Here is a 17,141-nt window from a genome sequence, read left to right as displayed (position 1 = left end):
AGTGAGTCCGTGTGCTGGCTTTTGATTTGCCAGCCCGCGCAGCTTTTTGTTTCACCCTGTCTCTGTCTGCCGGTCAGAGATTGCGAGGGACTGTTTGTTGACGTGCGGGCATCGATGGTCTTCCCGGATGCGCAGGGCTTTATTGCCCCTGGCTCTGCTGGCCGTCGCGCATGGGCAGAGTTCTCCGGTGGCAGCACCCCAAAGCTTCTCCGCCGTCATGGCCCGGCAGCATGCGCAGCAATTTCTTGTCCGGCGCGGCATTGACCGTGCTCCCCGCGGCACCCGCGCGGCAAATTACGCAGACGCATTGAAACAGTGGGCGCTGGCCCAACAGCAAAGCGCCGCTGGCAGCGGCGTCTGGAGCGCTCTCGGCCCCGCGCAGGTCAGCACCTTTCATCAGCGCTATGGGCTCGTCACCGGTCGCGTCACAAGCGTTGCCGTGGATCCGTCTGACCCCAGCGGAAATACCGTTTATGTCGGGACCACCGGCGGAGGCGTCTGGTACTCCACCAATGCAGATTCCAATCAGGCAGCCAGCGTTACATTTACACCTCTGACAGACAATATTGGGGATTTTGCTCCGCCTACCCCGAGTTCCTTGAGCATCGGCGCGGTCAGCGTGCAGCCCGGCGGCACCGGCGTGGTTCTGGCGGGTACGGGCGACCCCAATGACGCTTCAGACTCCTACTTTGGAGTAGGCCTCCTGCGTTCCACCAATCAAGGGCAGAGTTGGACTCTTATTTCTGCGGCCCAGATCGGAGCCGGACAATCTGCTGTCAAGTTTTACGGCAACGCTTTCGCGGGCTTTGCCTGGAGCACGGTTAACCCTGAGCTTGTGGTCGCCGCCGTAACCGACGCGCCTCTCGGTCAGCAGCAAGGGATAGAGAATGCAAACTCCGCCAATCCAATGGGCATTTACTATTCCACGGATGCGGGCGCTACCTGGACGCTGGCCACGCTCGCGGACGGCGCCACCGTCTTTGAAGGAGGCTCCGGTTCCAGCACCGCGTCCGGCAATGCGGTCACCAGCATCGTCTGGAACCCGGTGAGAAAGATGTTCTATGCCGCCGTGCGCTATCACGGCTACTACCAGTCGAGCGATGGTGAAAACTGGACGCGGCTCACCAACCAGCCGGGGACAAGTCTGAATCCGGATTCGCAGGGCAATACGCTCTGCCCAGCCAATATCAATAACCCTGGCTCCCCCGCCTGCCCTATTTACCGTGGCACGCTCGCCGTCCAGCCCTTGACCGGGGACATCTTTGCCATCACCGTCGATCAATATGGCCACGACCAGGGCTTATGGCGCGACGTGTGCAACCAGACGAGTTCCAACTGTGCCAATCCTGTGGTGCAATTCAGCCAGCAAATCGCGGACGCTCCTCTTGAGGCGAGCGATGGATCAGGCATCATTCCCCAGGCTGCGTATGATCTTTCCCTGGCCGCTGTCCCCTGGGAGCAGGACACCATTCTGTTGGTGGGCACGCGCGACCTCTACCGTTGTTCGCTGGCGAACGGATGCGCGTGGCGCAATACCACCAACACAGACGGATGTGCCGCCGCGCAGGTCGCTCCCTCGCAGCATGCCATCGACGCGACACTGGGGGCGCAGGGCCTCGTCTATTTCGGCAATGACGGCGGCCTCTGGCGCACCACTGACGTGGTCAATCAAACGCAGGCTGTGTGCGGCAGTGATGATGCCACCCACTTCCAGAATTTGAATGCTGGGCTTGGTTCTCTGGCCGAAGTCTCTGACTTTGCGGTCAGTCCATCCTCGTCCACCGAGTTGCTGGCAGCTCTGGGCGAACTGGGAACTGCGGGCACGGCAACCAACAGCGCGGTCTGGCCCCAGGTGCTGGATGGGGAGGGCGATCACGTCGCCATTGATCCCGTGTCGCCGCAGAACTGGTTTGCCACCACAGGTCCCGGCGTTGCCATTGATGAATGCACGCAGGGGGCAACCTGCACCCCGACCGATTTTCAGCCGGCCGTGGGAGCGTCGCAGGTGGGTACAGGAGAGGCTGAGGCATCAGATCCGGCCGCGTGGATGCTCGATCCTTCGGATTCGTCTCAAATGTTGCTTGGCACCTGCCGCGTCTGGCGTGGCTCGGCCGATGGCTCCGGGTGGAGTTCCGGCGCCAACTCCGCTAACCTGCTCAGCACCATGCTGGATGGAGATCAGCAAAGCTATTGCAACGGCAATCAATGGATACGCAGCTTGAGCGCAACCGCCAGCGGTACGGGCGGCGCGGAGCAGATTTACGCCGGCATGACCGGCACCGAATACCCGGGCGCACTTGCTCCCGGTCATATCTATACGCAAACCATCCCTGCCGATTCCGGGGGCCCGGTCACATGGACGGATCTCACGGAGAGCCCCGTGACCAACCAGAGCGGCAACATCCGCTTCAACCCGGGCGGCTATGACGTTTCCAGCCTCTACGCTGATCCTCATGATGCGACCGGCCAGACCATCTATGCCACCATCGAAGGATTTCCTGGGACTCTCCCCGGCGAAGATCGGGTCTATCAGTCCACCGATGGTGGTCTGAGCTGGCTCAACCTGACCTCAAATCTGCCGCTGGTACCGGCCAACAGCATCCTTGTTGACCCGAACAACCCGCTGATTGTCTACCTCGCCACCGATGCCGGAGTCTGGTACACGCCGGACGTGAATGAATGCGCTATCCCCGGGCAGAACTGCTGGAATGCCATGGGCTCCGGGCTGCCGGATGCCCCGGTGACGAAGCTGGCCGCCTATAACTTTGGCAGCAGTTCCTCTCTTTTTGCGGCCACTTACGGCCGGGGTATCTGGCAAATTCCGCTGCTCACCTCGGGAACGTCAACTACCGCCGCCGAGGTGACGCCCTCATCGCTGAACTTCGGTAATCAGCAAGTAGAAACGACAAGCGCTCCCCAGACCGTGACGGTCAAGGCGACCGGCAACCAGAATCTTAGTGTCGCCAGTGTTCTCACCACGGGCGATTTCATCGTGACGACCAACGCATGCACCGCCTCCGTTGCGCCGCAGTCCTATTGCACCATCAGCGTTTCTTTCTCCCCCACCGCGACCGGCTCCAGAACGGGTACATTGTCCATTCTTGCGAACGTGCCAGGCGGTGAATACACCGTGGATCTGACCGGTACTGGAACTACCCCGGCTGCGGTAACCCTGACGCCCGCTTCGCTCGCTTTTGGCGATGAACTCATCGGCCAGACGGCCCAGGCCCAGAACGTCGTCATCGCCAACAGCGGTTCGGTCCCCGCAAGCCTGACGCAGATCGCTGTTAGCGGAGACTTTTCCATCCCCGCCAGTACCAACACCTGCGGCACTTCCATCGCGGCGGATTCGAGCTGTACAGTTGGAGTCACCTTTTCTCCCGCCGCTTCAGGGAGCCGCGCCGGAGCGCTCACCGTCACCGATAGCGCAGGCACGCAAACCGCGATTCTTTCCGGAACAGGGCAGAGCCCCGCGACCGACAACCTCGCGCCTCAAAGCTTGTCCTTTCTGAGCCCGCAACCGGTGGGCACAAGATCTCTTCCGCAGTCGGTGACCCTCACCAATACCGGAGACACCACCCTGGAGAGCATTGGGGTGCGGGTGGCAGGCGACTTCCAATTCGTGAACAACTGCGGAGCGTCTCTCTCAGGGCATGCCTCCTGCACGATTGACGTGAGCTTTCTGCCCACCCAGGTCGGGGCAGAATCCGGCCAGTTGACCATCACCGATGCGCTCAAGTCCCAGTCCGTCGCTCTCACCGGCACAGGCCAGGCCGGTCCCGGCATCTCTTTGACCCCCAATCCGCCTCCGGTTTTTGTCGGGTACGTCGGCGGATCTGCCACAAGCCCGGTGCAAACCATGACTCTGGCCAACAACGGAGGAGTTCCGCTCTCCGGGATTGCCGTCAGCGTCAGTTCCGGGTTTTCTGTCACGGCGAATCAATGCACGGGGACGCTCCAGGTCGGCAGCGCCTGCACCTTTGGACTCACCTTCACCGCGACGGCAGGTGGAGCGGTGTCCGGCACGCTGAGCGTTCATATTGCCAGCAGCGGCCAGTCTTATGGCATTCCTCTGAAAGGACAGCAGGACGACTTCACGCTTGCTGTCGTGGGCTCAACCACCCAGACCATCACCAGCGGCGCGACCGCAAGCTACACCTTTTCCGCCACCCCAGCCAGCGGAACCACAGGAAATGTGGACTTCACGTGTGCGGGCGCGCCGGCCGGCTCCACCTGCACGCTCAATCCCACAAGCGCCACGTTCAATGGCCAGTCCCCGGTTAGTTTTACCGTTACTGTAGCGACAGGATTGACCTCCACCAGCTCGATTCGCCTTTTCCATTCCGGATGGGGGGCGACTTTTTTCTGCCTGATACCTCTGGGCGGGCTTGGCTTGTGGCGCTCCAGACGGCGGTTCACCCGCGCCTCCCGGGCCCACATATTGCTGGCCTGCCTCTTAGGGGCGGGCGCATTGGCTGCCGGCTTCGGCCTTATCGGCTGCGGTGTGCACGCCAGCGGAGGAACGACGGGCTCAGGTTCAGGCTCCGGCTCCGGCGGCGGAGGGCAAATCACCCCCTCCGGCACATACCCGTTGACCATCACGGCCTCGATGCCCTCTGCCTCAAATCCATCCCTGACCAAGACACAGCAGGTGCAGCTCGTCGTGGAATAGAGAAGAATGCTCCCGCCCGTTCGATCTTTGCTGCCGGTGTTCCTGATTTTGCGGACCAGGCTTTCCCCCGTAAACTGAGTACGGTTTAGTCTGGCAACGGATGATCAAGATTTCCTGCAAGTTACCGCTCCTCGCCGAGCCACTAATTTCATCTATCAGTGAGATACTGCCCGCAGCATGAAAAGCCGTTTTTCTCTCCTCTCTGTTGTTCTGATCATGACTGCCGCCATGGCCGCGGCGCAGATGTCGCAGACCTCGCAGATGCCCGATGCTACCTCCACGGGAAACAATGGCTGCACCGCGGGCATGCAGGCCGATGGCCTGTGCTCTGGTCAGACGCAGACTCTTGATCAGAATCTTCTGGCCCCTTCTGCCGGCGGGCAGTCAAGCGGGCAAGGGCAGATCCCCGGCTACATCAATCCGCTCAGCAGCCCCTATGGGCAGAGCCTCTCCAGCCAGCTCCAGCAGAACAGTGCACAGCAGCAGCTTTCAAGCAGTTCGCAAAATAGCAACCGCTCCCGCTATGGCAACTCGCAGCAGCTCAACATGATTCCGTTGCCGCCCGAGCCGCTGACTGACTTTCAGAAGTTCGTCGCCTCTACCACGCAACAGATACTTCCTATCTACGGAGCATCGCTCTTTCAAAGCGTTCCCTCGACCTTTGCTCCGCTCGATCAGGGGCCGGTTCCGGAGACTTACGTGCTCGGGCCCGGCGATCAAATCCACGTGCAGGTCTGGGGGCAGGTCAATTTTGCGACCACCCTTCCCATCGACCGCACGGGAGGCATCTATCTTCCCCAGGTCGGAGAAGTTCATCTCGCTGGAGTTCCGGCAGCATCGCTTGAGGCTGTCCTTCGTCAGGCTGTCGGCCACGTCTTTCGCAATTTTCAGTTGACGGCGAGTGTAGGCCAGATCCGCTCCATCCAGGTTTACGTGGTCGGCAATGCGCGCCGTCCGGGCGTTTACACCATCAGTTCGCTCAGCACGCTGGTGGATGCCCTTTTTGCCAGCGGCGGGCCGTCCCCGCAGGGCTCCATGCGCCGCATTGAGGTACGCCGCAATGGCAAGGTGATCTCCACCTTCGATCTTTATGATCTGCTCGTGCATGGCGATCGCTCTCATGATGTTCCGCTGCTCTCGGGCGACGTCATCTTCATCCCTCCCGTGGGACCTCAGGCGGCCATTCTGGGCAGCGTGAATACGCCGGCTATCTATGAAATGCGTCCCGGCGAAACCATCGGCCAGCTTATTCAGGATGCCGGGGGCACCTCGGCCATTGCGGCACACACGAGCATCTCTGTAGAGCGCATCGATGATCATCAGGACCGCGCCGCCATGAGCGTGAACTTCAATCACGCTGGTCTTGATACTCCGGTGCGCGATGGAGATCTGGTCCGCGTTCTTCCCATCGTTCCGCTTTACAAGAACACGGTCACGCTGCGCGGCAACACGGCCAATCCGGGGCGCTTCGCATGGCATCCGGGCATGCGGCTCTCTGACCTGATTCCAGACCGCGAATCGCTCATCACCCGTAATTACTGGTGGCGTCGCGCTCAGCTCGGCATTCCCACGCCTGACTTCGAGCCGTTGCAGAATTATCCGTCTCTCACCCAGCCTAACCATCCCTTTGATCTTCAGTTGGAGAAGCAGCGGCAGGCACGATTGCAGCAGGAATATCAGCAGGCCCAGCAAGGGGGCGGCTCATCCGGGTACCCTTCCATGTCTCCTTCGATGCAGCAGGAGCCGTACAACTCCGGCAGCGGCTCCTACCTGCAGACCCAGCAGCGGCTGCAGCAACTGAATCAAAACGAAGAGCAGACCAACAATACCGCCTCCAGCGTGGCATCTCAGGCTGAGGTTCGCACAGAAAATACCATGGGGGCCACGAAGCCTCTCAAGGTAGCTCTGCCTGCGCCGGACATCGACTGGTCTTACGCGGTCATCGAGCGGCTGAATCCAAAAACGCTCAAGACGACCTTGATTCCGTTTGATCTCGGAAAGCTGGTGATGGATCACGATCCCAGTCAGAATCTCGCGCTTGAGCCGGGGGACGTAGTCACGATCTTCTCTCAAGGTGACATTCACGTCCCTCAAGCCCAGCAAACCAAGTTCGTGCGACTGGAAGGCGAGTTTGTCCACGCGGGTGTTTACAGCGTCAAGCCGGACGAAACCTTGCAGGAGTTGGTGCGCCAGGCCGGGGGCTTTACGCCCGATGCTTATCTGTATGGATCGGAATTCACCCGGGTTTCCACCCGCGTGCTGCAACAGGAGCGCATCAATCAATATGTGCAGCAGTTAGGGCTGGAGATTCAGCGCGGCACATTGGCGGCGGCCAGCAGCGCCGCGGCCGCCAGTGGAAGCCTCGCGTCAACCGCCACTGCCGCGACGCAGAATGAGCAGAACCTGATCGCAGATCTGCAGAAGATCAAGGCCACCGGGCGCATTGTGCTCAATCTGAAGCCGGGCAGTCACGGTATTGATGCTTTGCCCGATATTCCCCTTCAGGATGGGGACGCCTTCATCGTTCCGTCGGAGCCCTCGACTATCAATGTGGTGGGTGCGGTCTACGACCAGAATTCATTCCTCTATGCTCGGGGACGCAGGGCAGGCGATTATCTCCATTTGGCAGGCGGGGAAAGCCGGGATGCGGATCGCAGGCACGTCTTCATCATTCGTGCGGATGGTTCCGTTGTCAGCCGCCAGATGACCTCGGGAATATTCGGGAACGATTTCATGTCCTTGCCCATGCATGCGGGAGATACGATTGTGGTTCCTGAAAAGACCTTCAAACCTTCAGCTTTAGAGGGCCTGCTTCAGTACACGCAGTTGTTCTCTAATCTGGCGCTGGGTGCGGCGTCCCTCAACGTGATCCGGTAGGCGACATGGCAGAATCGATCGAGAGTATGGAAGAGTCCACAAACGCCACACACGTTACGGAGAAGCCTCAGCAGGAAGACGAAATCTCTCTGCTGGATCTGCTCGCGGCGCTTGGACGCAAAAAGCATATTGCCATCCGCACCATCGCTGTAATGCTCGTCATCGGGATTCTTTTGGCGTTCCTGCTGCCAAAGAAATTTACCGCTGAAGTTACGCTGCTTCCCCCGCAGCAGCAGTCATCGCTCAGTTCCATGCTCTCTTCGCAACTCGGAGGTCTCGGAGCTGTAGCTTCTCTGGCTGGTGGCGGTCTCGGGCTCAAAAATCCGAATGACCGCTACATTGCGATGTTCAAGAGCCAGACGGTCGAAGACGCCATGATTCGCAAGTACGGGCTCATGGCCGAGTATCATGCCAAGCTCATGTCTGCCGCCCGCAAGGCATTTGAGGGTCACGTCAAGCTGGACGGTACCACCAAGGACGGCTTGATTCACATCTCGGTGACGGATCGCAGCCCGGCCCGCGCCGCGGAGCTGGCCAATGGATACGTGGAACAGTTCCGTAAGCTCTCGGAGCATCTGGCCATCTCTGAAGCCTCGCAGCGCCGTCTCTTCTACCAGCAGCAGATGGCAGAGGCGAAAAGCAATCTGACAAATGCTGAAGAGGCGTTGGTGAAGACCGAGGAAAAAAGCGGAATGATTCAGGTCGGCAGCCAGGCCGAAGCTCTGATTCAATCGGGCGCTCAGCTTCGCGCGCAGATTGCGGCGAAGGAGGTTGAGATCCAGGGGCTCCAAGCCTTTGCTGCTCCCGGCAATCCCAATCTCTTGCAGGCCCAGCAGGAATTGGCGGGGCTCAGGGCTCAATTGGCCAAGCTCGCGGGGAGTGGCGGAAACACTAAGGATCAGCTCATCGTTCCCCAGGGCAAGCTGCCCGTGGCGGGGCTGGACTATCTGCGCAAATATCGCGACGTTACTTACTATCAAACAATTTTCAATGTTCTGGCGCAGCAGTATGAATTAGCCAAGATCGACGAAGCAAAAGAAGGCGCTTTGATTCAGGTCGTCGATCCTGCCATTCCTCCCGACCACAAATCTGCTCCAAAGCGGCTGCTGATTTTAGCCGGATGCTTATTCGCGGGGATTTTCCTTGGTGTTATGCTGGCCTTACTCGCGGAGGGTTGGGACCACCTGAACCAGGATCCGCACGGCCGCCAGCAGATTGAGGCTGTACGGCAAGCCTTTCGACGCAGACCAGCTAAACCCTGATTTCTTATGAATCCTTGCATTTTCGTGACCGGCGGCGCCGGTTTTATCGGCTCCAACTTTATTTTGAATTGGCTGAGCACTTCATCAGAGAAAGTGCTGAACTTTGACCTGTTGACCTACGCAGGCAATGCGCAAAACCTTGTTTCGCTCGAGGGCGATGACCGCTACACGCTTGTGCGCGGCGACCTGTGCGACGGAGATCTGCTCCGCGAGTTGCTGCAGACCCATCGCCCCCGCGCGATTCTGCATTTTGCAGCCGAAAGCCATGTGGATCGTTCCATCACCGGCCCTTCAGCCTTCATTCGCACCAATATTGAGGGCACTTTCCAGTTGCTGGAGCAGGCTCGGGCATACTGGGACGGCCTGAATGCAGAGGATAAGCAGCAGTTCCGTTTCTTGCATGTCTCCACGGACGAGGTGTATGGCTCTCTCGGCCCGGACGATCCGGCTTTCAGTGAGGAGACTCCTTACGCGCCCAATAGCCCTTATGCGGCTTCCAAGGCCGGTTCTGACCACCTGGCGCGCGCCTGGTTTCACACCTACGGCATGCCGGTGCTCACCACCAATTGCTCCAATAACTATGGGCCTTACCAATTCCCTGAGAAGCTGATTCCGCTCATGATCCTCAATGCGCTCGAAGGCAAGCCGCTCCCGGTCTACGGTGATGGCCAGAACGTGCGCGATTGGCTGTACGTGACCGACCACTGCGATGCCATTCGCGTGGTGCTGGAGCGTGGCAAGCTGGGAGAAACCTACAACGTAGGCGGCAACAGCGAACGCAAGAACCTCGATATTGTGCATCAAATCTGTGATCTGCTCGACGAACTGCGGCCAGCGGCCACGTCTCGCCGGGAACTGATTCGCTACGTCACTGATCGCCCGGGCCACGACCGGCGCTATGCCATCAACGCCAGCAAGCTGCGGCGCGAACTAGGCTGGTCGCCCACCATTCAGGTCGAACAGGGACTGCGCCGCACCGTGGAATGGTACCTGGCACACATGGACTGGGTGGAGAGTGTTCGCACCGGCAGCTATCGCGAATGGATCGAGCAGAACTACGGAAACCGGAGCATTGGATGAAGGGCATTATTCTTGCAGGCGGGTCGGGTACGCGGTTGTATCCAGTCACGCATGTGACCTCAAAGCAACTGCTGCCTGTCTACGACAAGCCCATGATCTATTACCCGCTCAGCACGCTCATGCTGTCGGGCATTCGTGAAGTCCTGATTATCTCTACCCCGCAGGATACAGGCCGTTTTAGCGATCTGCTGGGGGACGGCTCGCAGTGGGGCATGCAGTTTTCCTACGCCGTGCAGCCCAGCCCTGATGGTCTGGCCCAGGCATTCCTGATCGGGCGCGAGTTTCTCGCAGGCAGCGCGGCCTCACTCGTGCTCGGCGACAATATTTTCTACGGGCATGGTCTCTCCCGGCAGTTGCAGCAGGCGGCGCGCCTGGAAAAAGGCGCGACAGTCTTCGCTTATCCGGTGCATGATCCGGAGCGCTATGGCGTCGTCGAGTTTGATGCGCAAGGCAATGCCGTGAGCCTCGAAGAGAAGCCCAAGCAGCCCAAATCTCGCTATGCGGTTACGGGGCTTTACTACTATGACTCGCAGGTCACAGAGCTGGCCGCGTCGCTGCGCCCCTCCGTGCGTGGCGAACTTGAGATTACTGACCTGAACCGCCTCTACCTCGAGCAGGGCTTGCTCAATGTCCAGGTCATGAGCCGCGGAACAGCGTGGCTCGATACGGGGACCCACGATTCGCTTTTTGAAGCCGGCCTTTTCATTCAGACCCTGGAACATCGCCAGGGGCTGAAGGTCGCTTGCCCGGAAGAGATCGCGTTTCGCATGGGCTATATCGACAAGGCGGCATTACAAGCTCTTGCCGAGCCGGTTCGCAAGAGCGGCTATGGCCACTATTTGTTATCGCTGCTCGATGAGCCCAACTTTTCGGAGAGCCTGTGAGCATGGAGATTACACCGACCGCATTGCCGGAAGTTTTGGTGATTCGCCCCCGTATTTTCCGCGATGATCGTGGCTCCTTTTGGGAGACCTGGAACGAGCGAACAATCGCCGAGGCCGGTCTGCCTGCAGAGTGGAAGCAGGACAATACTTCAGTTTCCAAAAAGAATGTGGTGCGTGGCATTCATTACCAGATTCTTCAGCCGCAAGGGAAGCTGGTGCGTGCCGCTGCGGGCCGCATTCTCGATGTCGCTGTCGATCTGCGGCGGAGTTCGCCGAACTTTGGAAAACATATCGCCGTGGAACTCTCGGGTGATGACAGCGCCATGCTGTGGATTCCAGTCGGCTTCGGGCATGCCTTTGTGGCCCTTACGGACGATGCCCGGGTCGCCTATAAAGTGACGGACTACTACTCTCCGGCGGGAGAGCGCACCATCCTGTGGAATGACCCGCAGATCGGCATCGATTGGCCGGTTCGGGCAGATGAAGCTATCGTTTCCGCGAAGGATGCAGACGGCAAGCGTCTGGCCGATGCCGAGGTCTTCGCCTGATGGCCTCGCGCAAGGCCATGATCCTTGGTTCCACAGGGCAGGTGGGTGTCGAGTTGCAACGCAGCTTCGCCGGATATGGCGAAGTGCTTGCGTATGACCGCAGCCAGGCCGACCTCACTCGTCCCGGGGCGATCATTGAGACCATCCGTCAGCAGAAGCCCTCGGTGGTGCTGCTGGCGGCGGCCTATACTGCCGTCGACAAGGCTGAGTCCGAGCCGGAACTTGCCATGGCCGTCAACGCAGAGGCGCCAGGCCTGCTGGCCCAGGCCTGTGCGGAATCAGATATTTTGTTCGTCACCTATTCCACGGATTACGTCTTTGACGGCAGCAAGCGGGAGCCGTGGGTGGAATCCGACGAGCCCCGTCCTCTGAATATGTATGGACGCTCCAAGCTGGAAGGGGAGCGGCGCGTACAGCAGGCGGGAGGACGGCATCTGATCTTCCGCACCAGTTGGGTGTATGGCCCGCATGGCAAGAACTTCTTTCTGACCATGCTGCGACTCGGCAAAGAGCGCGAAGAATTGAGCATTGTCGCAGACCAGACGGGTAGCCCGACCTCTTCGATTGCCATCGCGGCGGCCACGCGCACCGTTGTGGACCGGATGGAGGGCTTGTCCTCCGCAGAGGCTGCAGCTCGCTCCGGCATCTACCACATGACCTGCGCCGGCAGCACCAACTGGTACGAGTTTGCCCGGCACATCTTTTCAGAGTGCGCCGATCAACTGGAAGGCCGTCAACCGCGCTTGCGTCCCCTCAAGGCCGAGGATTATCCGACCCCGGCAAAGCGTCCGTCATATTCCGTCATGAGCAATGAGATGCTGTCCAATGCCTGGGATGTTCGCCTCCCGGCGTGGCAAGATGCATTTGCAACCGTGAAGAATCGCTTGCAAGCACCCTTGAGTTAGCCAATCAAAAAAAAGATGGTCTGCGAAGCGGTGCTTCCGTCTGTCGCCCGAGGCGTTTTCAAGCATCAAAACTAGGGCGGTTCTAATCGCGATTTAGGGCAAGGGTGCAACCGGCCGAAAGCGGAATCGAACCGCTTTCGCAGATCCTTGCCGTGAAGAAGACTTACGTAAGTATTCACGTGAATTTGGTACTTTTTCGTGTGAATATCGCAACATTTGAAGCTTTAGAGTGTCATTTCGGAACGGGGGGCCAAACTTGCCCTTGCAACTGAAGTCATTGGTGTTACGATTTCCTCGGCTCTCGCAAATATAGGAGAGTTTGGTAGAATCCCAGCGAGGGTACGTGAAGATACCCCGCCAAGCCAGAGCAAGTGTGGCTTAATTTCCCAATCTGCATCTATCCACTCGGCTTTGTGTAGCCGCTCAACAATGTTGATGAGTCACTCGATATGGATGCACCACTGATACCAGATCCTGCCTATTACGCTAGTAGTCAGCCAGTGCAGCAGGTTGCTCATGGATCTGTCGCAATACACTCTATTTCTTGTGAAGAGCCCGGCTCAATGGCTTTTCCAGAGTGTGCCAGCGTATGGGCTATGTCTCGCAGACGGCGTGCCATTGATTTTGTCTGCGCGCTTGCCGGCTTGATCTGCTTTCTCCCTCTCATGCTGATCATCGGGGTTCTGGTGAAGTTGACTTCCCGTGGGCCGGCTCTCTTTACGCAGGATCGTATGGGGAGAGATGGACAGGTTTTCACGCTTTATAAGTTCCGCTCCATGCGAGTGGCTGATCGAGATGGCAGCCCTCTGACGGTAACAGGGGATAAGCGAATCACGCCGATCGGCACGTTCCTGCGTAAGTTCAAGCTCGACGAGTTGCCGCAGTTCTGGAATATAGTGCGCGGCGACATGAGCCTTATTGGACCGCGGCCTAAGATTCCTCATCTTGAGATCATGCACATGCCCTTCCGCCCCGGGATCACTGGAGCTGCGACCCTGGCATTCCGGTATGAGGAAGAGATGCTGCGTGAAATTCCCTCGGAGCATCTGGAAAGCTACTACAGCCGCTATGTAAAGCCTCGCAAGGCCGAACTGGACTGGGACTATATGCGCACGGCGACACTCCGCTCAGATCTGCGCCTGGTGTGGCTTACCGCGGTTGCATGCATCAGTGACCGGGAGTCGGAGTTTCAAGTGACGCTGCCGGCGTTTTCGATCGAGGGTGCGGATTGAGGAATTCCGGTTGGGGCTCTCGGTGATCCTGCCTGAACGCTATACACTGATACCAGAGCCTGTTACGGCTCTGGTATTTGCATTTATGGCTGAAAATCAGGCGGTAACCCTAGAAGATGTGCGGCGGGTGGCGGAGTTGGCCAACCTGGAGCTGACCAGTGACGAAGAGAGCCGCATGCTGCGGGATCTCGGCGCCATTCTGGGCCACGTGCAGCAGTTGAATGCCCTGGACACGGCGGCGGTCGAGCCGCTGGCGCAGATTGCCGAGCTATTGACTGGCGTGGAAGGCCGCGCAGCGGCCCTGCGGGTAGACGAGATTCGCCCTTCTCTTGACCGGGAGCCGGTGCTGGCGGGTGCGCCGTCCGCGGATTCCACCTATTTCAAAGTGCCGAAAGTCATCGAGCGCTGAACCTGCTGAAAGAGTAGAGATTTTCGAATGGCCCATTCTTCTTTGGAGTTCCAGACGACGTTGCCCAGCATCCGCGCGGTGCGCACGGGCGAGGTTCGCGCGGAAGCGGCGTTGCAGGAGTGCCTTGGCGCGATTGACGCGCACAATGGCGAGGTGAATGCCTACCTGTCGCTCGATCGCGACGGCGCTGGCGCGCGTGCCCGGCACATTGATGCGTTGAGCCGCGAGGAGCGGGCCAAGCTGCCCATGGGGGGCGTTCCGTTCGGCATCAAGGACGTGCTGACGGTGGAGGGCATGCCGGCGACGGCTTCCTCAAAGATTCTGGAAGGCTACCGGCCTCCTTATACGGCGACGGCTGTGCAGCGGCTGATCGACGCGGGCGCGGTGCTGGTGGGCAAGCTGAACTGCGATGAGTTCGCAATGGGCTCCTCGAATGAGAATTCCGCTTACGGGCCGGTGAAGAATCCCAGGGCGCTGGACCGGGTGCCGGGTGGTTCGAGCGGCGGCTCGGCGGCAGCGGTGGCGGCGAATATGGCCGTCGCGACGCTGGGCACGGATACGGGCGGGTCGATTCGCCAGCCAGCTTCATTTTGCGGCGTGGTGGGCGTGCTGCCGACCTATGGGCGCGTTTCGCGCTATGGGCTGATTGCGTTTGCCTCTTCGCTCGATCGCGTGGGGCCGTTTGCGCATACCGTTCGGGATGCGGCCGAGGTGCTGGGCGTGATCGCGGGCCATGACCCAATGGATGCCACTTCGTCATCGGTTCCGGTGCCGGATTACACCGAGAAGCTGGATGCCGGGGTGAAGGGGCTGCGGCTGGGGGTTCCGGCGGAGTACTTTGCCGAGGGGCTGGACCCGGAGGTGAAGCGCGCGGTCGAGGGCACGATTGAGCAACTGCGTGCGGCTGGCGCTGAGGTGAAGCCGATCTCGCTGCCGCATACGCCGTATGCCATCCCTACCTATTATGTGATTGCCACAGCCGAGGCGAGTGCAAACCTGGCACGCTTTGACGGCGTGCGCTACGGGTTGCGCGCTCCGGAGGCGAACACGCTTGCAGCGATGTACCGGCAGACGCGCGATCTTGGCTTTGGGGCCGAGGTGAAGCGGCGCATTCTGCTGGGCACCTACGTGCTGAGCGCGGGCTACTACGACGCCTATTACAAGAAGGCGCAGCAGGTGCGCCGGCTGCTGGCGCAGGACTTTCTGCGGGCCTTTGAAGAGGTGGATGCCATTGTGACGCCCACCGCCCCGACGCCCGCCTTCAAGCTGGGGGAGAAGTCGGACGATCCGCTGTCGATGTACCTGGCCGATATCTATACGGTGACGGCCAACCTGGCGGGCATCTGCGGTGCCTCGGTGCCGTGTGGAACCTCGCGGGAGGGGCTGCCGATCGGGATTCAGATTCTGGGCCGGCACTTCGATGAAGCGACGGTTTTGCGGGTCGGCCAGGCGGTGGAAAGCCTGCAAAAGTAAAATGTGAATCCGGATTCGCATAATTTGCAAAAAGCGCGCCTTTCGGGCGCGCTTTTTGTTCGTAAGCCTATTTGATTCAATTGGTTAGCCGGGTTATTCCTAAAATGTGAATGAGGATTCACATTTGCCCGGTTTTTTATGGCTTGTATCGGCTGGAGGCTGCAATTGGGGCGCTAGTTTGTACAAGTCATTGATAATAAGGGGAATATGTGTTGCTGTGGCGGCTATTGTAAAGTGAATCCGGATTCACATTATGCCGGAGGGGGCGTCTCCGGGGTGCTCAATGTTTCGCAAGTCTTTTATTTTCATGAATCTACGGCAATCACGCAATATGCGAATCCGCACTCGCATCTGAAGGATTTCTCCCGGTCCTGCGCCGGGCACGGGCTGCGTTGGCGGATAAGCCTTTGAATATAAGGGACTTGTCGGCTTCCGGGGCAATTCTGTAAAAATGTGAATACGTATTCACATTATTTGTGAGGGCACGAACAAGCAAGCCGCCTGCTGGGTGATCGAATCCCTGTATTCAGGATAGCGGATTTGGGGTGAATTTCCGGCGGGAGCCGGGCGCGGGCGAAGCCTTTGCGCTCCCCGGCCGCCGGCCGGGAGGGCTGTGCGGGGCGGCCGGGGAAGAGCTTTCAGGGGAGGGGTTCCGGCTCGGGGAAGCGGCGCTGCTCGACGAGACGGCCGTGGTCGTCATAGCGCAGATAGATGACCCAGTCGTAGACGGAGCCGGGCCATTCGCCGTTTGGGAGCAGCCGGGCGGGGTCGGCGCCGAGGGCAGTGAGCAGGACGGGGATGTGCTTGTGCCGCCAGGCGATGAGGATGTGGTTGCCGTGCGGCTGGTGGCGGAGGGCCTCGACCAGCGGCTCGGGATTGTTGGTGCCGAAGGTTGCGTTGAGCGGCAGGTGCAGGGTGTGGCTGAGCGGCTCCAGAGTGAGGCGGGGGCGAATGCTGCCGGGCTGATCGGCTCCAGCGTAGAGGGCGTTGATGCGCAGGGTGTGGCCCTGAAAGTGAAAGGGATCAAAGTAGCGGGCATAGGCCTGCGCGCGCGCAAAGCCCGCCGGGGTGAGGCTGCGGCCGTGCTTTGGCTTTTCGGCATGGCGGATGACGAGCACGGTGGCATTGTCGAGATGATTTTGCGCGTGCAGAGGCAGCGCCCAGAGAAGGACGGGCAGGAGCCAGGCGAGAGAGCGGGCAGCGATGCGATAACGGGCCGCCGGGCGGGCTGAGCGGCAGAAAAAAGAGGAAAATCGACGCGAGATGGTTTTCATGGGTCTTCGTGTGGATGTTTGTGAGGAGAATCTCCGGTCTGACTTCCAAGTTGGCACAGTGATTTGCGGTCAAAGATGAACGGAAGATGAATTGCTGAAGGAAAGCTGAAGGATTCTTGAAGAAGATTTCAGAACCGGCATGCCGGGCCGGGCGCGCGTGAGCTCCAGCGGAGCGAAGAAATCTCTGCATGGGAGCGACTTTTCAGCTTTGGTAAACCTTTTCATGACAATCACTTAATCTTTCTCCGGGCCGCTGCTCTGCGAACGCATAGGCGCGGCCGCCCGTGGGTTGGCTGGCGCGCCGGGTGGAGCGCGATGACCGTGTAACAGAACATTCAACTGCCCTCGCTAGAGTGACCGCATTGCTTCACTTTGCTGTTTGTTTTTGAGAGGGCACTTCATTGACCGATACCCGGAAGCGAGCGGGCGCAGCGCCATATGCTGTGCCGCAGGCGCGGCCCGCCACGCCCGAGCCGCGAATGGCCGCTGTGCAGGCGGCCCCGTTCCGGCCGCGCGCGCATGGGG

The 17,141-nt window shown here is 59.6% G+C and carries 11 protein-coding genes; 10 read left to right on the top strand and 1 reads right to left on the bottom strand.

The window, feature by feature from the left end; all coding sequences use genetic code 11:
• Positions 1 to 142 precede the first annotated feature (142 nt).
• The 10 genes from ACP_RS08975 (at position 143) to gatA (ending at position 15,342) form a co-directional block, all read left to right on the top strand.
• Positions 143 to 4,672, top strand: a complete 4,530-nt coding sequence (locus ACP_RS08975; protein WP_052294767.1) for a choice-of-anchor D domain-containing protein — start codon at positions 143 to 145, stop codon at positions 4,670 to 4,672.
• A gap of 177 nt (positions 4,673 to 4,849) precedes the next feature.
• Positions 4,850 to 7,549 (top strand): SLBB domain-containing protein, encoded by a 2,700-nt coding sequence (locus ACP_RS08970; RefSeq protein ID WP_041839442.1) that lies wholly within the window; start codon positions 4,850 to 4,852, stop codon positions 7,547 to 7,549.
• Between the two features lie 5 nt (positions 7,550 to 7,554).
• The gene (locus ACP_RS08965; RefSeq protein WP_148215102.1) at positions 7,555 to 8,811 is read left to right on the top strand and encodes a GumC family protein; all 1,257 of its coding nucleotides are present in this window, start codon (positions 7,555 to 7,557) and stop codon (positions 8,809 to 8,811) included.
• Positions 8,812 to 8,817: 6 nt separating this feature from the next.
• The gene (rfbB, locus tag ACP_RS08960) at positions 8,818 to 9,891 is read left to right on the top strand and encodes a dTDP-glucose 4,6-dehydratase (protein ID WP_015896985.1); all 1,074 of its coding nucleotides are present in this window, start codon (positions 8,818 to 8,820) and stop codon (positions 9,889 to 9,891) included.
• Positions 9,888 to 10,775, top strand: coding sequence for a glucose-1-phosphate thymidylyltransferase RfbA (gene rfbA / locus ACP_RS08955; protein WP_015896984.1), 888 nt, complete (start codon positions 9,888 to 9,890; stop codon positions 10,773 to 10,775). The genes rfbB and rfbA overlap by 4 nt, the downstream gene beginning before the upstream one ends.
• A gap of 2 nt (positions 10,776 to 10,777) precedes the next feature.
• Entirely contained in the window at positions 10,778 to 11,323 is a 546-nt protein-coding gene (gene rfbC, locus ACP_RS08950; protein ID WP_015896983.1) for a dTDP-4-dehydrorhamnose 3,5-epimerase, read from the top strand.
• A complete protein-coding gene (gene rfbD, locus ACP_RS08945; RefSeq protein ID WP_015896982.1) occupies positions 11,323 to 12,228 on the top strand; it encodes a dTDP-4-dehydrorhamnose reductase in 906 nt (301 codons plus the stop codon). The genes rfbC and rfbD overlap by 1 nt, the downstream gene beginning before the upstream one ends.
• Positions 12,229 to 12,677: 449 nt before the next feature.
• Entirely contained in the window at positions 12,678 to 13,460 is a 783-nt protein-coding gene (locus ACP_RS08940; protein ID WP_083770565.1) for a sugar transferase, read from the top strand.
• Between the two features lie 85 nt (positions 13,461 to 13,545).
• On the top strand, positions 13,546 to 13,869 hold the full coding sequence (gene gatC / locus ACP_RS08935) for an Asp-tRNA(Asn)/Glu-tRNA(Gln) amidotransferase subunit GatC (RefSeq protein ID WP_015896980.1): 324 nt from the start codon (positions 13,546 to 13,548) through the stop codon (positions 13,867 to 13,869).
• Positions 13,870 to 13,896: 27 nt separating this feature from the next.
• Complete coding sequence (gatA, locus tag ACP_RS08930) at positions 13,897 to 15,342, top strand: Asp-tRNA(Asn)/Glu-tRNA(Gln) amidotransferase subunit GatA (RefSeq protein WP_052294765.1); 1,446 nt, start codon at positions 13,897 to 13,899, stop codon at positions 15,340 to 15,342.
• 638 nt (positions 15,343 to 15,980) lie between these two features.
• Here gatA and ACP_RS08925 read toward each other — a convergent pair.
• Positions 15,981 to 16,616 carry a hypothetical protein gene (locus ACP_RS08925; RefSeq protein WP_202944461.1) on the bottom strand — a complete coding sequence of 212 codons (636 nt, stop codon included), beginning with the start codon at positions 16,614 to 16,616 and terminating at the stop codon, positions 15,981 to 15,983.
• Positions 16,617 to 17,141 lie beyond the last annotated feature (525 nt).

This window comes from Acidobacterium capsulatum ATCC 51196 (assembly GCF_000022565.1).
In the GTDB taxonomy this organism is placed as follows: Bacteria; Acidobacteriota; Terriglobia; order Terriglobales; family Acidobacteriaceae; genus Acidobacterium; species Acidobacterium capsulatum.
Note: the sequence above shows the minus strand (reverse complement) of the source record. Positions and strands in the feature narration are given on the sequence as shown.

Coding starts and splice junctions, on each gene's coding strand:
- ACP_RS08970 (WP_041839442.1), top strand. CDS start 4,850: ATGAAAAGCCGTTTTTCTCTCCTCTCTGTTGTTCTGATCATGACTGCC.
- ACP_RS08965 (WP_148215102.1), top strand. CDS start 7,555: ATGGCAGAATCGATCGAGAGTATGGAAGAGTCCACAAACGCCACACAC.
- rfbB (WP_015896985.1), top strand. CDS start 8,818: ATGAATCCTTGCATTTTCGTGACCGGCGGCGCCGGTTTTATCGGCTCC.
- rfbA (WP_015896984.1), top strand. CDS start 9,888: ATGAAGGGCATTATTCTTGCAGGCGGGTCGGGTACGCGGTTGTATCCA.
- rfbC (WP_015896983.1), top strand. CDS start 10,778: ATGGAGATTACACCGACCGCATTGCCGGAAGTTTTGGTGATTCGCCCC.
- rfbD (WP_015896982.1), top strand. CDS start 11,323: ATGGCCTCGCGCAAGGCCATGATCCTTGGTTCCACAGGGCAGGTGGGT.
- ACP_RS08940 (WP_083770565.1), top strand. CDS start 12,678: ATGGATGCACCACTGATACCAGATCCTGCCTATTACGCTAGTAGTCAG.
- gatC (WP_015896980.1), top strand. CDS start 13,546: ATGGCTGAAAATCAGGCGGTAACCCTAGAAGATGTGCGGCGGGTGGCG.
- gatA (WP_052294765.1), top strand. CDS start 13,897: ATGGCCCATTCTTCTTTGGAGTTCCAGACGACGTTGCCCAGCATCCGC.
- ACP_RS08925 (WP_202944461.1), bottom strand. CDS start 16,616: ATGAAAACCATCTCGCGTCGATTTTCCTCTTTTTTCTGCCGCTCAGCC.